The 19686-nt window shown below is 59.2% G+C and carries 18 protein-coding genes; 11 read left to right on the forward strand and 7 right to left on the reverse strand.

The features are described from left to right. The first annotated feature begins 12 nt into the window (after positions 1 to 12). Complete coding sequence (gene trkA, locus CAF79_RS03515) at positions 13 to 1389, forward strand: Trk system potassium transporter TrkA (protein WP_085696610.1); 1377 nt, start codon at positions 13 to 15, stop codon at positions 1387 to 1389. A gap of 18 nt (positions 1390 to 1407) precedes the next feature. After that, complete coding sequence (locus CAF79_RS03520) at positions 1408 to 1722, forward strand: tetratricopeptide repeat protein (RefSeq protein WP_085696612.1); 315 nt, start codon at positions 1408 to 1410, stop codon at positions 1720 to 1722. Positions 1723 to 1773: 51 nt separating this feature from the next. Here CAF79_RS03520 and CAF79_RS03525 read toward each other — a convergent pair whose 3' ends face one another. Both CAF79_RS03525 and tag read right to left on the reverse strand, forming a co-directional pair. Next, the gene (locus tag CAF79_RS03525) at positions 1774 to 2661 is read right to left on the reverse strand and encodes a lysophospholipid acyltransferase (RefSeq protein ID WP_085696614.1); all 888 of its coding nucleotides are present in this window, start codon (positions 2659 to 2661) and stop codon (positions 1774 to 1776) included. 40 nt (positions 2662 to 2701) lie between these two features. Next, positions 2702 to 3259 (reverse strand): DNA-3-methyladenine glycosylase I, encoded by a 558-nt coding sequence (gene tag, locus CAF79_RS03530; RefSeq protein ID WP_085696615.1) that lies wholly within the window; start codon positions 3257 to 3259, stop codon positions 2702 to 2704. 81 nt (positions 3260 to 3340) lie between these two features. On the opposite strand from tag, the gene glyQ reads away from it, so the two are divergent. The 4 genes from glyQ (at position 3341) to CAF79_RS03550 (ending at position 7751) form a co-directional block, all read left to right on the forward strand. Next, positions 3341 to 4294 (forward strand): glycine--tRNA ligase subunit alpha, encoded by a 954-nt coding sequence (glyQ, locus tag CAF79_RS03535; protein ID WP_085696941.1) that lies wholly within the window; start codon positions 3341 to 3343, stop codon positions 4292 to 4294. Continuing rightward, positions 4291 to 6345 (forward strand): glycine--tRNA ligase subunit beta, encoded by a 2055-nt coding sequence (gene glyS / locus CAF79_RS03540; RefSeq protein WP_085696617.1) that lies wholly within the window; start codon positions 4291 to 4293, stop codon positions 6343 to 6345. The genes glyQ and glyS overlap by 4 nt, the downstream gene beginning before the upstream one ends. 4 nt (positions 6346 to 6349) lie before the next feature. Beyond that, the gene (gene gmhB / locus CAF79_RS03545) at positions 6350 to 6889 is read left to right on the forward strand and encodes a D-glycero-beta-D-manno-heptose 1,7-bisphosphate 7-phosphatase (RefSeq protein WP_170929693.1); all 540 of its coding nucleotides are present in this window, start codon (positions 6350 to 6352) and stop codon (positions 6887 to 6889) included. Positions 6890 to 6971: 82 nt separating this feature from the next. Beyond that, the gene (locus CAF79_RS03550; RefSeq protein WP_085696942.1) at positions 6972 to 7751 is read left to right on the forward strand and encodes a 1-acyl-sn-glycerol-3-phosphate acyltransferase; all 780 of its coding nucleotides are present in this window, start codon (positions 6972 to 6974) and stop codon (positions 7749 to 7751) included. A gap of 157 nt (positions 7752 to 7908) precedes the next feature. On the opposite strand, the gene CAF79_RS03555 is transcribed toward CAF79_RS03550, so the two are convergent. Beyond that, positions 7909 to 9450 (reverse strand): HAMP domain-containing sensor histidine kinase, encoded by a 1542-nt coding sequence (locus CAF79_RS03555; RefSeq protein ID WP_085696620.1) that lies wholly within the window; start codon positions 9448 to 9450, stop codon positions 7909 to 7911. Between the two features lie 166 nt (positions 9451 to 9616). Between CAF79_RS03555 and CAF79_RS03560 the strand changes: the two genes are divergently transcribed. Continuing rightward, positions 9617 to 10336 (forward strand): response regulator transcription factor, encoded by a 720-nt coding sequence (locus CAF79_RS03560; RefSeq protein ID WP_085696622.1) that lies wholly within the window; start codon positions 9617 to 9619, stop codon positions 10334 to 10336. Positions 10337 to 10407: 71 nt separating this feature from the next. On the opposite strand, the gene gyrB is transcribed toward CAF79_RS03560, so the two are convergent. From gyrB to dnaA, 4 genes are read right to left on the reverse strand one after another with little or no spacing between them, the layout of a single operon-like run. After that, positions 10408 to 12825, reverse strand: coding sequence for a DNA topoisomerase (ATP-hydrolyzing) subunit B (gyrB, locus tag CAF79_RS03565; RefSeq protein WP_085686140.1), 2418 nt, complete (start codon positions 12823 to 12825; stop codon positions 10408 to 10410). 5 nt (positions 12826 to 12830) lie between these two features. Then, the gene (gene recF, locus CAF79_RS03570) at positions 12831 to 13934 is read right to left on the reverse strand and encodes a DNA replication/repair protein RecF (RefSeq protein ID WP_003220208.1); all 1104 of its coding nucleotides are present in this window, start codon (positions 13932 to 13934) and stop codon (positions 12831 to 12833) included. 14 nt (positions 13935 to 13948) lie between these two features. Continuing rightward, complete coding sequence (dnaN, locus tag CAF79_RS03575; protein WP_007954131.1) at positions 13949 to 15052, reverse strand: DNA polymerase III subunit beta; 1104 nt, start codon at positions 15050 to 15052, stop codon at positions 13949 to 13951. A gap of 39 nt (positions 15053 to 15091) precedes the next feature. Then, positions 15092 to 16615, reverse strand: coding sequence for a chromosomal replication initiator protein DnaA (gene dnaA, locus CAF79_RS03580; protein ID WP_085696623.1), 1524 nt, complete (start codon positions 16613 to 16615; stop codon positions 15092 to 15094). A 567-nt stretch (positions 16616 to 17182) separates the two neighbouring features. Here dnaA and rpmH point away from each other — a divergent pair. The 4 genes from rpmH to yidC are packed head-to-tail and all read left to right on the forward strand — an operon-like array spanning position 17183 to position 19658. Continuing rightward, positions 17183 to 17317, forward strand: a complete 135-nt coding sequence (gene rpmH, locus CAF79_RS03585; RefSeq protein WP_003213577.1) for a 50S ribosomal protein L34 — start codon at positions 17183 to 17185, stop codon at positions 17315 to 17317. 16 nt (positions 17318 to 17333) lie between these two features. Beyond that, complete coding sequence (gene rnpA / locus CAF79_RS03590; protein ID WP_011336726.1) at positions 17334 to 17735, forward strand: ribonuclease P protein component; 402 nt, start codon at positions 17334 to 17336, stop codon at positions 17733 to 17735. Then, a complete protein-coding gene (gene yidD, locus CAF79_RS03595; RefSeq protein ID WP_010465488.1) occupies positions 17728 to 17973 on the forward strand; it encodes a membrane protein insertion efficiency factor YidD in 246 nt (81 codons plus the stop codon). The genes rnpA and yidD overlap by 8 nt, the downstream gene beginning before the upstream one ends. Positions 17974 to 17975: 2 nt before the next feature. After that, positions 17976 to 19658 carry a membrane protein insertase YidC gene (gene yidC, locus CAF79_RS03600; protein ID WP_007954136.1) on the forward strand — a complete coding sequence of 561 codons (1683 nt, stop codon included), beginning with the start codon at positions 17976 to 17978 and terminating at the stop codon, positions 19656 to 19658. The last annotated feature ends 28 nt before the right edge of the window (positions 19659 to 19686 follow it).

Below are 19686 nucleotides of genomic sequence, written 5' to 3' on the forward strand. Positions count from 1 at the left end.
TGGAGTGACTGGATGAAAATCATCATCCTCGGTGCGGGACAGGTCGGCGGTTCGCTGGCTGAACATCTGGCCAGCGAGGCCAACGACATCACGGTGGTCGATACAGACGGCGACCGTCTGCGCGATCTTGGCGACCGCCTCGATATCCGCACCGTGCAGGGCCGTGGCTCGCTACCGACCGTGCTGCGTCAGGCCGGTGCCGACGACGCCGACATGCTGGTGGCGGTGACCAACAGCGACGAAACCAACATGGTCGCGTGCCAGGTTGCTCACACCCTGTTCCATACCCCGACCAAGATTGCCCGGGTGCGCGAAGCGTCGTACCTGACCCGCGAGGAGCAACTGTTCCAGAACGAGGCGATTCCGGTCGACGTGCTGATCAGTCCCGAGCAAGTGGTCACCAACTACATCAAGCGGTTGATCCAGCACCCCGGCGCCTTGCAGGTGATCGATTTCGCCGAAGGCCAGGCGCAACTGGTGGCGGTGCGCGCCTACTACGGCGGGCCGCTGGTGGGTCAGCAACTGCGCCAGTTGCGCGAGCACATGCCGAATGTGGAAACCCGAGTGGCCGCGATTTTCCGTCGTGACCGACCGATTCTTCCCCAGGGCGATACGGTGATCGAGGCGGACGACGAAGTCTTCTTCATCGCCGCCCGTGCGAACATTCGCGCGGTGATGAGCGAAATGCGCCGCCTAGACGAAAGCTACAAACGCATCGTGATTGCCGGCGGCGGGCAGATCGGCGAGCGGCTGGCCGAGGCCATCGAAAGTCGCTATCAGGTGAAGATCATCGAGATGAACCCGGCGCGCTGCCGCTACCTCTCCGACACCCTCGACAGCACCGTGGTGCTGCAGGGCAGCGCGTCGGATCGCGACCTGCTGCTGGAAGAGAACATCGCCGACGCGGACATCTTCCTCGCGCTGACCAACGATGACGAAGCCAACATCATGTCGTCGCTGCTGGCCAAACGTCTGGGCGCGAAGAAGGTGATGACGATCATCAACAACCCGGCCTACGTCGATCTGATCCAGGGCGGTGACATCGACATCGCCATCAGCCCGCAACTGGCGACCATCGGCACCTTGCTGGCCCACGTGCGGCGCGGCGATATCGTCAGCGTGCACTCGTTGCGCCGGGGCGCGGCAGAGGCCATTGAAGCGGTGGCCCATGGCGATTCGAAGTCGAGCAAGGTCATCGGCAAGGCGATCGAAAACATCGCACTGCCTCCCGGAACCACCATCGGCGCGATCATCCGTGATGAGGAAGTGATCATCGCCCACGGCGATACGGTCATCGCCGCCGGTGACCATGTGATTCTGTTCCTTGTGGATAAAAAACATATTCGCGATGTGGAGAAACTGTTCCACGTGGGCCTGAGTTTCTTCTGACCACCAGGAGCCGAACCGATGATTGAATCGCTGGAGAAAATGCTCGCCAAGGGTGTGGATAACTCGCTGCTGCGCTTCGGCCTGGGCAAGGGTTATCTGGATCTGGGGGAGAACGCGAAGGCTGCCGAACATTTGCAGCGTTGCGTCGGCTTCGATCCGAAATACTCGGCGGCCTGGAAACTGTTGGGCAAGGCGCAGCTGGCGCAAGGTGATCACGCGGCAGCGCGGCAGGCATGGGAACAAGGGCTGGAGGCGGCCCGGGCCCATGGCGACAAGCAGGCCGAGAAAGAAATGACGGTGTTCCTGAAGAAGCTCGAACGGCAGAAGCCGTGACAGCTGTGGATAACCCGCCTGGTCAGGTTATCCACAATCGCCCATCGCCGATCAGTACCAGCGCGCCTCGCCCGGCGGACGCTTCTTGAAGCGTTTCATGCTCCACATGTACTGGCTCGGATAAGCCGCCACATAACGCTCGACCACCTTGCTCATCGCCGCGCAGGACGTTTCGGTGTCGGTGCTGTACATCGCTTCCGGCGCGGCTTCGAGGATCACCTTGTAGCCAGAACCGTCCGGCAGACGCAGGGCATGCAGGAACACCCCGACAGCCTTGCCACCGGCAAGCATGTTCGGCACGAACTTGCTGGTCAGGGCCTGGGTAGCGAAGAACGGCACGAAGATCCCGGCGGATTCGGCCGGCTCCGGGTCCGCAGGAATCCCCACCTGACCGCCCTTGCGCACTTCCTTGATGACGCTGAGGATGCCTTCCTTGGTCGACGCGGCGACCTTGTTGCCCAGTTGCACGCGCTGTTTGCGCAGCAATTCATCCACAGCCTTGAGCTTCGGCGGACGATAGAAAATGATCGGTTTGCACTGGCTGCAATAGAAGTGGTTGAGCACTTCCCAGTTGCCCAGGTGGCTGGTAATGCCGACCACGCCTTTGCCCGACGCCAGCGCATCCTTGAGGATGTCGAGGCCTTCGACTTCGCGCACCAGGTCGATGGAGCGCTGGGCTGGCCAGATCCAGGCGCAGGCGCTTTCGGTCAGAGACTTGCCGATGTCTTTCAGGGTCTGGCCGACCAAACGCTCGCGTTCGGCCGGATCCATCTGTGGAAAACATTTGGCCAGGTTGATCCGCACCACGTCCCGGGAGCGGTTGGGGGTTTTCCACATGATCCAGCCGATCGCCGAACCCACGGCCTGCACGGCCCGCCACGGCAGCAGGGCAAACAGCCGCAGAGCGCCAACCAGCATGGCGCCTTTAAACTTTTCCACAGGTCACTCCTGATCTTGTGCTGTGCGCGAGGCGGCCATTCTAACCGCCGTTGACGAGCTGCGCGTAGCGGTCGCAGTCCTGCGTGTGATCCATGACCATGCCCGAGGCCTGCATCAGCGCGTAGCAGATGGTCGGACCGACGAAGGTGAAACCGGCCTTTTTCAGGCCCTTGCTCATGGCCACGGCTTGGGGGGTAATGGCCGGGACTTCACTGCGATCCTTGAAATGATTGATGATCGGGCGGTTATCCACAAACGACCAGAGGAACGCCACCGGGTCTTCCAGCTCCAGCCACGCCTGGGCATTGCGCCGGGCGGCATTGAGCTTGAGACGGTTGCGGATGATCCCCGGATCGAGCATCAAATCGTCGATTTCCGCGTCGCTCATCTGCGCCACGCGTTGTACGTCGAAGCCGTACAACACCTCGCGATATCGCTCGCGCTTGCGCAGCACGGTGATCCACGAAAGCCCGGCCTGGAACCCTTCGAGCAAAAGCAACTCGAACAAACCCTGCGCATCGCGTAGCGGCGTACCCCACTCCTGATCGTGGTAAGCCATGTACAGCGGATCTTCGTTGCACCAAAAGCAGCGTGGCATAAGGCTCCAGGGGGTGGAGGTGCGACTGAATCGGGTATACTCCCGCTCTTTAAATCGCAGCCCAAGAAACAGGTGAATTTCGTGAGCCAGCCTACGCCAGCCGTGCGTACCTTCCAAGACTTGATCCTCGCGCTCCAGCAATACTGGGCCGAGCAAGGTTGTGTGGTACTTCAGCCCTACGATATGGAAGTAGGCGCCGGCACTTTCCACACCGCGACATTCCTGCGTGCCATCGGCCCGGAAACCTGGAACGCCGCCTACGTGCAGCCAAGCCGCCGTCCGACTGACGGCCGTTACGGCGAAAACCCGAACCGTCTGCAGCACTACTACCAGTTCCAGGTAGTCCTGAAGCCGAACCCGGACAACTTCCAGGAGCTGTACCTGGGCTCCCTCAAGCATGTCGGCCTGGACCCGCTGGTCCACGATATCCGCTTCGTCGAAGACAACTGGGAATCGCCGACCCTCGGCGCCTGGGGTCTGGGCTGGGAAGTCTGGCTCAATGGCATGGAAGTGACCCAGTTCACTTACTTCCAGCAGGCAGGCGGCATCGAGTGCTACCCGGTGACTGGCGAGATCACCTATGGTCTGGAGCGTCTGGCCATGTACCTGCAGGGCGTGGATTCGGTCTACGACCTGGTCTGGGCTGACGGTCCGTTCGGCAGAGTGACCTACGGCGACGTGTTCCACCAGAACGAAGTGGAGCAGTCCACTTACAACTTCGAACACGCCAACGTCGACAAGCTGTTCGAATTGTTCGACTTCTATGAAAGCGAAGCCAAGCGCCTGATCGAACTCGACCAGCCGCTGCCGTTGCCGAGCTATGAAATGGTCCTGAAGGCCTCGCACACCTTCAACCTGCTGGATGCACGCCGGGCGATCTCGGTAACTGCGCGTCAGCAATACATTCTGCGCGTACGCACCCTGGCGCGTTCCGTCGCCCAAGCCTACCTGCTGGCCCGCGCCAAGCTGGGCTTCCCGATGGCAACCCCGGACCTGCGTGACGAAGTACTGGCCAAGCTGGAGGCTGCACAATGAGTGCTCAAGATTTTCTGGTTGAACTGGGCACCGAAGAACTGCCACCCAAAGCCCTGAACACCCTGGCCGAAGCGTTTCTGGCCGGTATCGACAAGGGCCTGCAGGCCGCTGGCCTGAACTACGAGACCAAAACCGTCTACGCCGCCCCGCGTCGTCTGGCCGTGCTGATCACTGCGCTGGCGACCCAGCAGCCGGATCGCAGCATCAACCTCGACGGCCCGCCACGTCAGGCCGCGTTCGACGCTGAAGGCAACCCGACTCAAGCGGCACTGGGTTTTGCCAAGAAGTGTGGGGTCGAGCTGAGCGAAATCGACCAGAGCGGTCCGAAACTGCGCTACAGCCAGAACATCGCCGGCAAGCCGACCGCCAGCCTGCTGCCGACCATCGTCGAAGACTCGCTGAACGACCTGCCGATCCCGAAACGCATGCGCTGGGGTGCGCGCAAGGAAGAGTTCGTGCGTCCGACCCAGTGGCTGGTGATGCTGCTCGGCGACCAGGTCATCGACTGCACGATCCTCGCGCAGAAGGCTGGCCGTGAGTCCCGTGGCCACCGTTTCCACCACCCGCAAAGTGTGCGCATCGGTTCGCCGTCGAGCTACCTGGCCGACCTGCGTGCCGCTTACGTGCTGGCCGACGCCAACGAGCGTCGCGAAATCATCAGCAAACGCACCGAAGAACTGGCGACCCGCCAGGAAGGCACCGCGATCGTGCCGCCGGCGCTGCTCGACGAAGTGACCGCGCTGGTCGAGTGGCCGGTGCCGCTGGTGTGCTCGTTCGAGGAACGTTTCCTCGACGTGCCGCAGGAAGCGCTGATCACCACCATGCAGGACAACCAGAAGTACTTCTGCCTGCTGGATGCCGACGGCAAGTTGCTGCCACGTTTCATTACCGTGGCCAACATCGAATCCAAAGACCCGCAGCAGATCATCGCCGGTAACGAGAAAGTGGTTCGCCCACGTCTGACCGACGCCGAGTTCTTCTTCAAGCAAGACAAGAAGCAGAAGCTCGAAGCATTCAACGATCGCCTGCAGAACGTGGTGTTCCAGGAAAAACTTGGCAGCGTCTACGACAAGGCCGAGCGCGTGTCGAAACTGGCCGCGTACATCGCCGCACGCATCGGCGGCAACGCTTCGTGGGCTGCCCGCGCAGGTCTGCTGTCCAAGTGCGACCTGGCGACCGAAATGGTCGGCGAGTTCCCGGAGATGCAAGGTGTCGCCGGTTACTACTACGCCCTCAATGACGGCGAGCCGGAAGACGTCGCTCTGGCCCTGAACGAGCAGTACATGCCGCGCGGTGCGGGCGCTGAACTGCCGGCCACCCTGACCGGTGCGGCCGTGGCCATCGCCGACAAGCTCGACACTCTGGTCGGCATCTTCGGCATCGGCATGCTGCCGACCGGCAGCAAAGACCCGTATGCCCTGCGCCGTGCGGCACTGGGCGTGTTGCGGATCCTGATCGAAAAACAACTGGATCTGGATCTGAACGATGCCGTGGCGTTCGCCGTGAATTCCTTCGGCGCGAAGGTCAAGGCTGCCGGCCTGAACGACGCAGTGCTGGAATTCATCTTCGACCGTCTGCGTGCGCGTTACGAAGACGAAGGCGTGGACGTTGCCACCTACCTGTCGGTACGTGCCCTGAAGCCGGGTTCGGCGCTGGACTTCGACCAGCGTGTGCAGGCGGTCCAGGCCTTCCGCAAACTGCCGGAAGCGGCAGCGCTGGCGGCGGTGAACAAGCGTGTGTCGAACCTGCTGAGCAAGGTGGAAGGCTCGGTGCCGACCGAAGTCCAGGCCAAGTACTTCGACAATGCCAACGAGTTCTCGCTGTACTCGGCGATCCAGCAGGCGGACCAGGCTGTACAGCCAATGGCCGCGGCGCGTCAGTACAACGAATCGCTGGCACGCCTGGCCGCCCTGCGCGAGCCGGTGGACGCGTTCTTCGACGCGGTGATGGTCAATGCCGAAGACGCCAACGTGCGGGCCAACCGTTACGCGCTGCTGGCGCGTCTGCGTGGTCTGTTCCTGGGCGTTGCCGACATCTCGCTGCTGGGTTGAGGGATTGCTGTTGAAACTGCTGATTCTCGATCGGGACGGAGTGATCAATTACGACTCCGACGCTTACATCAAGTCGGTGGAGGAGTGGATTCCGCTGCCCGGCTCGATCGAAGCGATTGCGCAGTTGAGCAAGGCCGGCTGGACGGTGGCGGTCGCCACCAACCAGTCGGGCATTGCTCGCGGCTACTACGACCTCGCCACCCTCGATGCCATGCACGCGCGTCTGCGCGAACTGGTGGCGGAGCAGGGCGGTGAAGTCGGGCTGATCGTGTATTGCCCGCATAGCCCGGACGAAGGTTGCGATTGCCGCAAGCCGAAACCGGGGATGTTGAAAACCATCGCGCAGCATTACAACGTTGCGCTGACAAATGTCTGGTTTGTCGGCGACAGCCTTGGTGACCTGGAGGCCGCCAAAGCCGTCGATTCACAGCCCGTTTTGGTAAAGACCGGGAAAGGCGAAAAGACTCAGGCCAAGACCTTGCCGGTGGGCACCCTGATTTTTGACGATCTCGCGGCGATTGCCGCAGAACTTATCCACAACTAGAGTACTTCTGAAGTTCCTGACCAGGGATTGATCGGGAGTGCGCTTGAACAGTCGGGCATCGCCCGTAATGGTAAACGTCGCCATGTCGATACTGCAGGCCATCAGAATCTTCCTCTTTTACCTGCTGCTGGGCACCACTGCTCTGCTGTGGTGCAGCCTGAGCTTTTTTATCGCGCCCTTTCTGCCGTTCAAGGCGCGCTATCGTTTCATCAACGTGTACTGGTGCCGTTGCGCCTTGTGGTTGACCAAGGTGTTCCTCGACATCCGCTACGAAGTCAAAGGCGCAGAAAACGTGCCTGACCGGCCCTGCGTGATTCAATCGAACCACCAGAGCACCTGGGAGACGTTCTTTCTCTCCGCTTATTTCTCGCCCTTGAGCCAGGTGCTCAAGCGCGAATTGCTGTACGTGCCGTTCTTCGGCTGGGCGATGGCCATGCTACGGCCGATCGCAATTGACCGGGAAAACCCGAAAGCCGCCCTCAAGCAGGTCGCGGCGAAGGGTGACGAGTTGCTCAAGGACAATGTCTGGGTGCTGATCTTCCCTGAAGGCACTCGCGTTCCCCACGGCACCATCGGCAAGTTCTCCCGCAGTGGCAGCGCATTGGCAGTGAATGCGGCGCTTCCGGTGCTGCCAATTGCGCACAATGCCGGCAAGTTCTGGCCGAAAATCGGTTGGGGCAAAAAGTCCGGCGTGATCACTGTGGTGATTGGTGAGCCGATGTACGCCGAGGGCAACGGCCCTCGCGCCATTGCCGATCTGAATGACCGGGTACAGGCGTGGAACGAGAAGACACAACGGGAAATGGGCTCGCTGCCTCCGGCCCCTGAAGCTCCGGCTGCGAACGATCAGATCGCTGTCTGAGATTTGTGGATAACCTGTGTACGGTTTGTTCGCAAAGTGCCTGATTATCAGATTAAGTGACTGATTTATTTATATATTTCTGAAGCTGATAAAACACCGTAAAAGGTGCATAAGTTTTTTTGGGAAGTAAGGAAACCGGCTGATATAGCCGGTTTTTTTATGCCTGCTCTTCGGCAATCAGCGGCAGTTCCACACGAAACGTCGTGCCTTGATCGACCACGCTCAGGCACTCGATCCGACCGCCATGGTGATCCACCACGGCTTTGACCATCGACAGCCCCAACCCCACGCCGTCGATGCCTTGTGCGGAAGAAAAGCGTCGGTATTGGCTGAACAGATCAGGCAGTTCCTCTGCCGCGATGCCTTTGCCTTGATCGGTCAGTTCACAACGCAACCAGTCGTCATGGCAGCTGACACGCATGACGATCGTGGATCCGGCCGGGCTGTACTTGATTGCGTTTTCCAGCAGGTTGAACAGTGCTCGGGTCAACAAGCCTTGATCGGCCAGGATCAAACGCTCCTGAGAGTGTTCGTCCATGTCGTTCAACAGCTGGATGCGCTTTTGCTGGGCGATGGGCAGTGCCTGATCCAGCACGTCCATGACCAGCATTCCGAACAAGCTCGGCTGAAACCGGTACGCCTCGGATTCCGCCCGGGCCAGCAGAACGAAGCCGTCGGTGAGTTCCAGCGCCCGGCGTACCTGACGCTCAATCTGTTCGAGCAGTGGCGAATCCGTTCCTGCCTGATGCCGGTGTACATCGAGCAGGGCGAGAATCGCCGAATGGGGCGCGCGCAGATCATGGGACAGAAAGCGCAGCAACACACCGCGCTGTTCCTCGGCGGCGCGTTCGGCGCTCAGGTCAGTGAGACTCAGGAGCCAGCCGATCGGCAGGTCGCCATCGACGGGCAACAACGCAGCACGCTCCAGGCGCAGGCTGCGTTCCTTGTGATCACGAAACTCCAGCAGAGGCAGCTCGGAGAGCGGCGGGCGCTGATCGGTGGACAACTCCGGATAGCCCAGGCTCGCCAGTTGATCGAGCACATCCTCGCCCACCAGATTGTGATCGAACAGGCTCCGGGCCTTGCGGTTGCCCAACAAGACTTGCCCCCGTGGATCGCTGATCAGGGTCGCGACCGGGAGATATTCCAGCCCGTCGGCAATGAACCGGCGGGTATCGCGGGTGCGGCTCATGGCTTGCTCAAGCGCCATGATCTGCCCCTGCAAGCGGTCGGCGCCGGGAAACTGCGCCCGACGCCGTTCGGGGAAGACTTTCGGTTCACTGTCCAGCCGCGCAAGCTCCCAACCGAAGTAGGTCAGCACCACGCTCAGGCGTCGCCAGTTCCAGATCAGATAACCGAACAACATACCCAGCACTGCCGGCGTCGGTGACCACCAACGCCGCATCTCAGCCAGGCCTGCACTGGTCAACAGCACGCAGGCCATCCCGCCCAATGTGAGCCAGAGCGCCAGACGCGGGCGCCACAGCAGCAACCCAAGTACGCACGCGACCATGGCTACCGAAAGTCCTGCGCCCAGCAACGGCGCCGAGTCATGCAAATTGATCTGCGCACGCCAGGAAAGCAGTGCAGTCAGCGGCAACAGCACTAGACTTATCCACACCCACTCGCGCACCAGTTGCCGGAACAAACGCTGAACCTGGCTGGGTACGCGACTTTCGTGTCGGCGCTGGTTATTCATGGGAAACAGGGCAGGGCGGGTTGAATGGATTCATGGACGGCCGGTCTGAGGACGTAGACCCGAAGAATCATAGCGGCTCACCCCACGGCGTGCCGCTTACTTTCACTGCATGGAGAGAGCCGATCCGGTCGGCACCCATTGCCCGAGCGACAAGGAACCACCGCGTATGCGCGTTGCGATACTGGACGATGAACCCGCCGAACTGCGCCGGGTCGAGCAGACCCTGCAACAAATCGCCGAGGCTGGAGGACAGCCGTGGTCACTTCACAGCTTCGAAAGCGGTGAAGACCTCCTGCGCCAGTTGCGCCGGGAAACCTTCGACCTGTTGATCCTCGACTGGCAATTGCCCGACCTCACCGGCCTGGCACTGCTGCGCTGGACCCGCGAACACATGGAAGCCCCGCCGGCCGCCATAATGCTCACCAGCCGAGACGGCGAGAGCGATATCGTCCAGGCGTTGAATGCGGGAGCCGACGATTACGTCAGCAAACCGTTTCGACCCAATGAATTGAAGGCCCGCGTGGCAGCGGTATTGCGTCGGCATAGCCTGCAACGTAGCGCACCCGCCGAAGTACTGCGTTTCAACGATCTGGTGTTCGACGACGCCGAACTGACCGTTACCCGCGACGGGAAACCGATCGTCATGACCGAACGCGAATATCGTCTCGCCCACTGCCTGTTCAGCAACCTGGGGCGGCCGCTGTCGCGGGATTACCTGTACGAGAGATTCTGGCCCCACGAAGAGATGTCCACGTCGCGACCACTGGACACCCATATTTATCGCCTACGCAACAAACTCGGACTGACGGCGGATCGGGGTTGGCAGCTGCTGACGATTTATGGGTATGGGTATCGGTTGGAGAGTGTGGCGGCGGTGTCTGAGTAAGACTGCGTAGTTTGATCTGCCAATAAAAAGGCCAACGCAATGCGTTGGCCTTTTTTTGACGACGACCGGGATCAGAAGTCCAGGTTGGACACCGCCAGAGCGTTGCTCTCGATGAAGTCACGGCGAGGTTCGACCGCATCACCCATCAGGGTGTTGAAGATCTGGTCTGCGCCAATGGCGTCTTCGATGGTGACTTTCAGCATGCGGCGCACGCTTGGGTCCATGGTGGTTTCCCACAGCTGATCCGGGTTCATTTCACCCAGACCTTTGTATCGCTGGATGGTGTGGCGCTTGGTGCTTTCGGCCATCAGCCAGTCCAGGGCTTCCTTGAACTCGGTGACCGCTTTCTTGCGTTCGCCACGCTGGATGTACGCGCCTTCGTCGAGCAGGGTGCTCAATTGAGCGCCGAGGGTGACGACGGTCTTGTAGTCGTTGCTGCCGAAGAAGTCGCGGTTGAAGGTGACGTAGTTCGACAGGCCGTGGGAGATCAGCTCGACCTCTGGCAGCCATACGCCACGCTCGCGGTCTTCACGCAGGCTGGCCTTGTAGACCAGACCCGACTTCTCGACGGTGCGCAGACGGACTTCGTATTGGGCCAGCCAATCTTGCATCTTGGCGTGGTCGCCGAGCATTTCCAGACTGACGGCCGGCAGGTAGATGAAGTGCTCGGTCAGTTCCTGCGGGTACAGGCGCGACAGACGCTTGAGGGTCTTCATCACCATGCGGAAGTCATTCACCAGACGTTCCAGCGCTTCACCGGAAATGCCCGGGGCGTCTTCGTTCAGGTGCAGGCTCGCATCTTCCAGGGCCGACTGCGTCATGTACTCTTCCATGGCGTCGTCGTCTTTGATGTATTGCTCTTGCTTGCCTTTCTTGACCTTGTACAGCGGCGGCTGGGCGATGTAGATGTAGCCGCGCTCGATCAGCTCCGGCAACTGACGGAAGAAGAAGGTCAGCAGCAGGGTACGGATGTGCGAACCGTCGACGTCAGCATCGGTCATGATGATGATGTTGTGATAGCGCAACTTGTCGATGTTGTACTCTTCGCGACCGATACCGCAGCCCAGCGCGGTGATCAGGGTGCCCACTTCCTGGGACGAGATCATCTTGTCGAAACGGGCTTTCTCGACGTTGAGGATCTTGCCCTTCAGCGGCAGGATGGCCTGGGTCTTGCGGTTACGTCCCTGCTTGGCAGAGCCGCCCGCGGAGTCACCTTCCACGAGGTACAGTTCGGACAGCGCCGGGTCTTTTTCCTGGCAGTCAGCGAGCTTGCCCGGCAGACCGGCGATGTCCAGCGCGCCTTTGCGACGGGTCATCTCACGGGCCTTGCGCGCCGCTTCACGGGCACGGGCGGCGTCGATCATCTTGCCGACAACCAGTTTGGCTTCGTTCGGGTTTTCCAGCAGGAAATCGGAGAAGTACTTGCCCATTTCCTGTTCGACCGCGGTCTTCACTTCGGAAGAAACCAGCTTGTCTTTGGTCTGGGAGCTGAACTTCGGATCCGGCACCTTCACCGAAATGATCGCAGTCAGGCCTTCACGGGCATCGTCACCGGTGGTGGCGACTTTGTGCTTCTTCGCCAGACCTTCCTGCTCGATGTAGTTGTTCAGGTTACGCGTCAGTGCGGAACGGAAGCCCACCAGGTGGGTGCCGCCGTCGCGCTGCGGAATGTTGTTGGTGAAACACAACAGGTTCTCGTTGAAGCTGTCGTTCCACTGCAGGGCGATTTCCACGCCGATGCCGTCTTCACGCTGGATGTTGAAGTGGAACACCTGGTTGACCGCAGTCTTGTTGGTGTTCAGGTATTCAACGAACGCACGCAGGCCACCTTCGTACTTGAACAGCTCTTCCTTGCCGCTGCGCTCGTCCTTCAGGACGATACCGACACCGGAGTTGAGGAAGGACAGTTCACGAATGCGCTTGGCCAGGATGTCCCAGCTGAAGTGAATGTTCTTGAAGGTTTCCTTGGAAGCCTTGAAGTGAATCTGGGTACCGGTGGTTTCGCTGTCACCAACGATCGCCATCGGCGCCTGAGGTACGCCATGGACGTAGGTCTGTTCCCAGATTTTGCCGCTGCGGCGAACGGTCAGGACCAGCTCTTCGGACAGCGCGTTCACTACCGAAACACCTACACCGTGCAGACCGCCGGATACCTTGTAGGAGTTGTCGTCGAACTTACCACCGGCGTGGAGGACGGTCATGATGACCTCGGCGGCGGAAACGCCTTCCTCTTTATGCACGTCTACCGGGATGCCACGACCGTTGTCTTTGACGGTGATGGACTCATCCGGGTGGATGATGATGCTGATGTCGTCGCAGTGGCCGGCGAGGGCTTCGTCGATCGAGTTGTCGACCACCTCGAACACCATGTGGTGCAGACCGCTGCCATCGTCGGTGTCACCAATGTACATACCGGGACGTTTGCGCACGGCATCCAGGCCTTTCAGCACTTTAATGCTCGATGAGTCGTACGTATTTTCTTCGCTCAATGCCTTCACTCCCGATGGTCGTGGGTCTGGGTGATACGGCCCTGTTCCACGTGGAACAGAGCGACTGGCGTTTCCGTCTGCCAGCCTTCCCTCAATAATTCGTGATCTACACAGGTAATAAAAACCTGGCAGCGTAAGTCTTCCAGCAAGCGGCACAGCGCGCGACGGTGGCTCTCATCCAGCTCGGACGGCAAGTCATCCACCAGATAAATACACTGGCCGCGTCGGGCCTGGCTCACCAAATGCCCCTGGGCAATCCGCAACGCACAGACCACCAACTTTTGCTGACCCCGGGACAAGATATCCGCGGCGTTGTGTGCGCCCAATCTAAGACGCAAGTCAGCCCGTTGTGGCCCGGCCTGGGTATGACCCATTTGCTGGTCCCGTTGCACGGATCCGGCAAGTACGGCGCTCAATTCCCGGTCCTTGTCCCAGCCTCGGTAATAGCTGAGCGTCAAACCTTCGAGCTCAACCAGTTCGCTCAAGGTTTGTTCAAAGACTGGTTTCAAGGCTTTGATGTAAGCGCGGCGGTATTCATCGATTTCAGCGCTGGCCTGGCACAGTTCCCTGTCCCAAACCGCTTGCGAAACGGCGTCAAGTGTACCATGCCGCAGCCAGGAGTTTCTCTGGCGCAAGGCCTTCTGCAAACGCTGCCAGGTGGCCATGAACCGCGGCTCTACGTGGAACACGCCCCAGTCGAGGAACTGTCGGCGAATCTTCGGCGCGCCTTCCAGCAGGCGAAAGCTGTCGGGATTGATCAACTGCAGCGGCAAGATTTCCGCCAGTTGCGCAGCGCTGCGGGCATTCTGACCGTCGATGCGGATCTGGAACTCGCCCTGACGATCGCGAGATATCCCCAATGCGCTGTGGCCACCCTCGGCGAGTTCGACCTGACCGAAAACGGTGCAGGCAAGCTGCTCGTACTGGATGACTGGCAACAGCCGCGTACTACGAAACGAACGGGCAAGCCCCAGCAGGTGAATGGCTTCCAGAACACTGGTTTTGCCGCTGCCGTTGGCGCCGTAAAGAATGTTGATTCGGGGGGAGGGGGAGAAGGTCACCGGGTGCAGATTGCGCACCGCGGTGACCGAGACGCGACTTAGCGACATCCAGAGTCAGCTGATTACAGACGCATCGGCATGACAACGTAAGCCGAATCGTCGTTGTCGGACTCTTGCACCAGCGCACTGCTGTTGGAGTCGGACAGGATCAGACGAACCTGCTCGGTGGTCATCACGCCCAGCACGTCGAGCAGATAGCTGACGTTGAAGCCGATTTCCAGGGAGCCGCCGTTGTATTCCACACCTACTTCTTCTTCCGCTTCTTCCTGCTCCGGGTTGTTGGCCTGGATCTTCAACTGACCGCTGGCCAGTTGCAGACGGATACCACGGTATTTCTCGTTGGACAGAATCGCGGTACGGCTGAAAGCTTCACGCAACGCCTGACGATCGCCCAGCACCAGCTTGTCGCCGCCCTTCGGCAGAACGCGCTCGTAATCCGGGAACTTGCCGTCGACCAGTTTCGAGGTAAAGGTGAACTCGCCGGTGGTAGCGCGGATGTGATGCTGACCCAGGACGATGCTGACGTTGCCGTCCGGCTCGGTGAGCAGACGTGCCAGTTCGAGAATACCTTTACGCGGCACGATTACCTGGTGGCGTTCCTGCTGACCGATATCGGCCTGCATCGAACACATGGCCAGACGGTGACCGTCGGTAGCGACGGCACGGATCACACCGGTCGAGACTTCCAGCAACATGCCGTTGAGGTAGTAACGCACGTCCTGCTGGGCCATCGCGAAACTGGTGCGTTCGATCAGGCGACGCAGCTTGCTCTGTTCCAGGCTGGTGGTCAGCGAACCCGGGCCTTCTTCTACAGTCGGGAAGTCATTGGCCGGCAGGGTCGACAGGGTGAATCGGCTACGGCCGGCTTTCACCACCAGCTTCTGCTCGTCGACCTTGATGTCGATCAGCGCATCGTTCGGCAGGCTCTTGCAGATGTCCATCAGCTTGCGCGCCGGCACGGTGATGGAACCTGTTTCAGCCGGCTCCTCAAGTTGCACGCGACCGACCAGCTCGACTTCCAGGTCGGTACCGGTCAGCGACAGTTGCTGGCCATCGACAACCAGCAGCACGTTGGACAGTACCGGCAAGGTCTGTCGGCGCTCGACGACGCCTGCGACCAGTTGCAGGGGTTTCAACAGGGCTTCGCGTTGAATGGTGAAATGCATGGTCTAGTCCCTTGCCTTAATAAGCTGCGCTGGTGTTCATCAAGTGGTCAGTGTACGCAGCAGGTTCTTGTAGTCCTCGCGGATGTCCGCGTCGGATTCCTTAAGTTCGTTGATCTTGCGGCAGGCGTGCAACACCGTCGTGTGGTCGCGGCCGCCAAACACATCGCCGATTTCCGGCAGGCTGTGGTTGGTCAGTTCCTTGGACAGGGCCATGGCCACCTGACGCGGACGAGCGACCGAACGCGAACGGCGTTTGGACAGCAAGTCGGAGATCTTGATCTTGTAGTACTCGGCGACGGTACGCTGAATGTTATCCACAGAGACCAGTTTGTCCTGCAGCGCCAACAGGTCTTTCAGGGATTCGCGAATCAACTCGATGGTGATGTCGCGGCCCATGAAGTGCGAGTGGGCGATCACGCGTTTCAGCGCACCTTCCAGCTCGCGGACGTTGGAGCGAATACGCTGGGCAATGAAGAACGCCGCGTCATGAGGCAACTCGACTTTGGCCTGGTCGGCCTTCTTCATCAAAATCGCGACGCGGGTTTCCAGTTCCGGTGGCTCGACGGCAACCGTCAGGCCCCAGCCGAAGCGGGATTTGAGGCGTTCTTCAAGGCCTTCGATTTCTTTCGGGTAGCGGTCACTGGTAAGGATGACCTGCTGGCCACCTTCAAGCAGGGCGTTGAAGGTGTGGAAAAACTCTTCTTGGGAACGTTCCTTGCGGGCGAAGAACTGAATGTCGTCGATCAGCAGGGCGTCCACCGAACGGTAGAAACGCTTGAACTCGTTGATTGCGTTCAATTGCAGCGCCTTGACCATGTCGGCCACGAAACGCTCGGAATGCAGGTACACGACCTTGGCATTCGGGTTCTTCTTTAATAGATGGTTGCCCACCGCGTGCATCAAGTGCGTCTTACCCAGACCTACACCGCCATAAAGGAACAGCGGGTTGTAGCCGTGCTTGGGATTGTCTGCCACTTGCCAGGCCGCCGCACGGGCGAGCTGGTTGGACTTACCTTCGACGAAGTTTTCGAAGGTGAAGGTGCGGTTCAGGTAGCTGGTGTGCTTGAGCGCGCCTTCGACCTGCACGGTGCGCTGTTCGGCGCGAACCGGTGCCTGTTGCGAAGCGGCGCCGGCCATCGGATCAAAGCTGTCGCGGGACGGTTCTTCACTGATCTCTTCGGTTTTCTGAGGCGAACGCTTGGTCGGTGCAGGTGTCGGCGCTGGCGCTGGTGCGCTGGCCGGTACCGCATTGGCCTGAGCCTGGGCCACTTGCGCAGCAGCCAATGGCGCATTCGGGGCGGCACGCGGGGCCGAACTGCGTTTGCTGCCTATTAATAAGGAAAGCGACGGTGCCAGACCATTGCCATGCTCATCCAGCAGTTCAAGGACGCGCCCCAGGTACTTCTCGTTGACCCAGTCCAGAACAAAACGATTCGGTGCATAGACGCGCAACTCGTCGCCTTCGGCTTCGACCTGTAGTGGACGGATCCAGGTGTTGAATTGTTGGGCAGGCAGCTCTTCGCGCAAAAGCTCCACGCACTGCTGCCAAAGTTCCACTGACACGGATATCCCCTAAGTTGAAAGCCGGTGAGGCAAAAACAAGCGGCCATTGTAGCGGCCAGTCGTCCACTTATCCACATGCAGGTTGCCCGGTGCACATGATTTATCAATGCGTTAAACGAGAAAAAGGCGACCAACGGTGTGTGCATAAGCTTTGTGGATAACCCTATCTGAGCACACTGGACAACTGGGGGCGAAAGTCGGTGGATAACCGGCCTGTGGATAACCGCCCTTTCCACACACAGGTTATCCGACAGTGCAGCACAGGCTTAACACGGTTTTCCACTGTAGTTGTCATTCTCTGTACATCGCTTGAAACAAGGCCTTGAGCCAGTTATCCACAGACGAGGACGTGCCTAGCTTTTACAAGCTTTACAGAAAAGCTTTAAATAATTCCCTTCTTTATTTTTATCTCTGGCAAACGGTTAATCAGGTCCCCCACGCTCCGAAGATCTATTTATAAGGAAACGTTGGTTGGAAATTGACCTATGGACTTGCTTTCTCTAGAATCTCCGGTCTCTTAAAACGGGGGCCATTCCGGCCCGTTGTGGACGAACCAGGTAACACGACATGAAACGTACTTTCCAACCAAGCACTATCAAACGCGCTCGTACCCACGGTTTCCGTGCTCGCATGGCTACCAAGAACGGTCGTGCCGTACTGTCGCGTCGTCGCGCCAAAGGCCGCGCACGTCTGGCAGTTTGATAATCCGGCACTGGAGGTGAGTCAGGACTTCAGTCGGGAAAAGCGTCTGCTTACTCCCCGGCACTTCAAGGCGGTCTTTGACTCCCCTACCGGCAAGGTTCCGGGGAAAAATCTCCTGCTCCTTGCGCGCAACAACGATCTCGATCACCCCCGTCTCGGGCTGGTTATCGGGAAAAAGAGTGTAAAACTCTCCGTCGAGCGCAATCGCCTCAAACGTCTGATGCGCGAATCGTTTCGCCTGCACCAGGATTCACTGGTCGGCTGGGACATCGTTATCGTCGCGCGCAAAGGTTTGGGTGACGTAGAAAACCCCGAATTGATTCAGCATTTCGGCAAACTCTGGAAGCGTCTGGCACGCAACAAGCCGGTACCAGCAGTCAAAACCGAAACTGTAGGGGTAGACAGTCCCGATGCGTAAACTGGCACTCGTTCCGATCCAGTTTTATCGCTATGCCATTAGTCCCTTGATGGCCAGTCACTGTCGTTTCTACCCCAGCTGTTCCTGCTACGCGTATGAAGCCATCGAAAATCATGGCCTTCTGCGCGGTGGCTGGCTGACCTTTCGTCGTTTAGGTCGCTGTCATCCGTGGAATCCCGGTGGTTATGACCCGGTTCCACCTATCCCTACCTCCCGTTCTTCTTCGATGGCCGAGTAATCATGGATATCAAACGCACGATCCTGATCGTCGCCCTGGCAATCGTGTCCTACGTCATGGTCCTTAAATGGAACCAGGACTATGGCCAGGCTGCCCTGCCGACTCAGAATGTTGCTTCCAGTACGACTACATCCGGTTTGCCGGACACCGCCACTGGCAATAATGCTGCCGCCAGTGACGATATTCCGCGCGCCGCAAGTGATACCAGCGCACCTGCCGAAACGCCGGTCGCCGTCAGCAAGGATCTGATCCAGATCAAGACCGACGTGCTCGATCTCGCGATCGATCCACAAGGTGGCGATGTTGCCCAGCTGACCTTGCCGCTGTATCCACGCCGTCAGGATCGTCCGGACGTACCGTTCCAGCTGTTCGACAACGGCGGCGAACGTACTTATCTGGCACAGAGCGGTCTGATCGGCACCAACGGTCCGGATGCAAATCCGGCCGGTCGTCCGATCTACTCCTCGGAGAAGAAGACTTATCAACTGGCTGACGGTCAGGACCAACTGGTCGTTGACCTGAAGTTCAGCAAGGACGGCGTCAATTACATCAAGCGTTTCACTCTGAAACGTGGCCTGTATGACGTGACCGTGACTTATCTGATCGACAACCAGAGCGCTCAGCCTTGGTCCGGTTCGATGTTTGCCCAGCTGAAACGTGATGCAAGCGCCGATCCTTCATCGACTACTGCTACCGGTACCGCGACTTACCTGGGCGCTGCCCTGTGGACAAGTTCCGAGCCGTACAAGAAAGTGTCCATGAAGGACATGGACAAAGGTCAGCTCAAGGAAACCGTCACCGGTGGCTGGGTAGCCTGGCTGCAACACTACTTCGTGACGGCATGGGTTGCTCCGAAGGGCGAAAACAACATCGTCCAGACCCGTAAAGACAGCAAAGGCAATTACATCATCGGTTACACCGGTCCTTCGCTGACCGCTGCACCGGGTGCGAAAGTCGAAACCAGCGCTGTTCTGTACGCCGGTCCGAAAAGCCAGGCTGTGCTGAAAGAGTTGTCCCCAGGTCTGGAACTGACCGTCGACTACGGCATTCTGTGGTTCATTGCCCAGCCAATCTTCTGGCTCCTGCAACATATCCACAGCATCGTCGGCAACTGGGGCTGGTCGATCATCTTCCTGACCATGCTGATCAAAGGGATTTTCTTCCCTCTGTCGGCCGCCAGCTACAAGTCGATGGCCCGCATGCGCGCCGTGGCTCCGAAACTGGCTGCACTGAAAGAGCAACATGGCGATGACCGGCAGAAAATGTCGCAAGCCATGATGGAGCTGTACAAGAAAGAGAAGATCAATCCGCTGGGCGGCTGCTTGCCGATCCTGGTGCAGATGCCGGTTTTCCTTTCTCTGTACTGGGTTCTGCTGGAAAGCGTGGAAATGCGCCAGGCGCCGTTCATGCTGTGGATTACCGACCTGTCGATCAAGGATCCGTTCTTCATCCTGCCGATCATCATGGGCGCGACCATGTTCATCCAGCAGCGTCTGAACCCTACACCTCCGGATCCGATGCAGGCCAAGGTGATGAAAATGATGCCAATCATCTTCACCTTCTTCTTCCTGTGGTTCCCGGCAGGTCTGGTGCTGTACTGGGTTGTGAACAACTGCCTGTCGATTGCCCAACAGTGGTACATCACGCGTAAGATCGAAGCGGCGACGAAAAAAGCCGAGGCGTAACTTACTCTGTGGATAACACCACTCAAAA

The organism is Pseudomonas sp. B26(2017), assembly GCF_002113045.1.
In the GTDB taxonomy this organism is placed as follows: domain Bacteria; phylum Pseudomonadota; class Gammaproteobacteria; order Pseudomonadales; family Pseudomonadaceae; genus Aquipseudomonas.